The organism is Streptomyces sp. NPDC059010 (genome assembly GCF_042740355.1).
GTDB lineage: Bacteria > Actinomycetota > Actinomycetes > Streptomycetales > Streptomycetaceae > Streptomyces.
In genome coordinates, this window is the sequence record NZ_JBHYJA010000113.1 from 1 (window position 1) to 1,310 (window position 1,310).

Annotated in this window: 2 protein-coding genes; one reads left to right on the forward strand and one right to left on the reverse strand. The window is 65.3% G+C overall.

Annotation, left to right across the window (positions count from 1 at the left end; all coding sequences use genetic code 11):
- Positions 1 to 85: 85 nt before the first annotated feature.
- Positions 86 to 421 (forward strand): hypothetical protein, encoded by a 336-nt coding sequence (locus ACFWYS_RS46625; RefSeq protein ID WP_384783203.1) that lies wholly within the window; start codon positions 86 to 88, stop codon positions 419 to 421.
- Here ACFWYS_RS46625 and ACFWYS_RS46630 read toward each other — a convergent pair.
- Positions 418 to 1,256, reverse strand: a protein-coding gene (locus ACFWYS_RS46630; protein WP_384783206.1) for an IS5 family transposase whose coding sequence is annotated in 2 segments (ribosomal slippage) — positions 418 to 909 and positions 912 to 1,256 — 837 coding nt in all. Because the reading frame shifts where the segments join, the coding sequence is not laid out codon by codon here. The two genes, ACFWYS_RS46625 and ACFWYS_RS46630, sit on opposite strands and share 4 nt — an antisense overlap.
- Between the last annotated feature and the right edge of the window lie 54 nt (positions 1,257 to 1,310).

Consider the following 1,310-nt stretch of genomic DNA (forward strand, 5'->3'; position numbering starts at 1 on the left):
CCTAAGAACCCCTAACGGAATGCTCTACGCGGACTTGAGAGCTAACTCAGGGGACGTGAACGAACGCGGTTGCTACTGTCCGGACGTGACCCTGACTGACCTCAACAACGGCTTTCGTGACGATGAGCAGCGGCGGCGCGTCCAGAGGGTCATTCATGATCGCCTCGCAGACGACCGTGACCCGCAGGAATGTCGCTTCCTCATGCGGTTCTGGTGGCAGCTGGTCATGTCGTACCAAGAGGTGTCGATGGACGAGCTCAGCCGGAACGTCAGCACGCCGAAGCTGGACGTGATCGAGGCACTGATCAGCGCCATCAGGTCGTCCCATGCCGACATCGACGCCTGGATCACCACCACACAGCAAGTCTTCCCGGTGATCCAAGATCGCGGCTTCAGTGCTGCCCAGGACAACGAAAGCTAACGCGCCCGAAGCTTCTTCAGCCGTCGCCAGCAGAGGATGCTGCAAGCGAGGCTGAGGAAGGCTTCGTGGATGTCATCGCGTATCTCCCAGCGGATGCGCAGGCGGCGGAACCAGTGCAGGTGGGCGAACGCTCGCTCGACAACCCAGCGTTGGGTGCCCAGGCCGGAGCCGTGCTCGGTGCCGCGGCGGGCGATCTGCGGCTTCACGCCGAGGTCCCAGAGCAGGCGGCGGTACTTGTCGTGGTCGTAGCCGCGGTCGGCCAGCACCACATCAGGGCGGCGCCGGGGCCGGCCGCGCTTGCCCCGCACCGGTGGTACGGCCTGGAGCAGCGGGATCAGCTGAGTGACGTCGTTGCGATTGCCGCCGGTCAGAGTAGCGGCGAGTGGGATGCCGGTCGCGTCGGTGATCAGGTGGTGTTTGCTGCCCGCCCTGCCCCGGTCGACAGGGCTTCGTCCCGTCTTGGGGCCCCCTTTAACGCGCGGATGTGGGAGCCGTCGACCGCCGCACGGGAGAAGTCCAGGGCATTCGCGCCGCGGAGCTCGGCGAGGAGGACCTCGTGCAGCCGTGGCCACACCCCTGCCTCGGTCCATTCGGCCAGGCGACGCCAGCAGGTCATGCCGGAGCCGAAGCCGAGTTCCTGCGGAAGGTGTTCCCAGGCGATCCCGGTGTGCAGCACGAACAGGATCCCCTGGAACACCAGCCGGTCCGGATGCCGCTTGCGCCCTGGATGCCGAACCCGACGCTCCACCTTGGGCAACGACGGCTCGATCACCGCCCACAGCTCGTCATCGACATCCCACGGCTTCCGCCGAGCCACCCCACACCTCCGGATCATCGGTCCGGAGTGATCCAACCACCTTGAAGATCATTTCGTTAGGAGTTCTAAGTC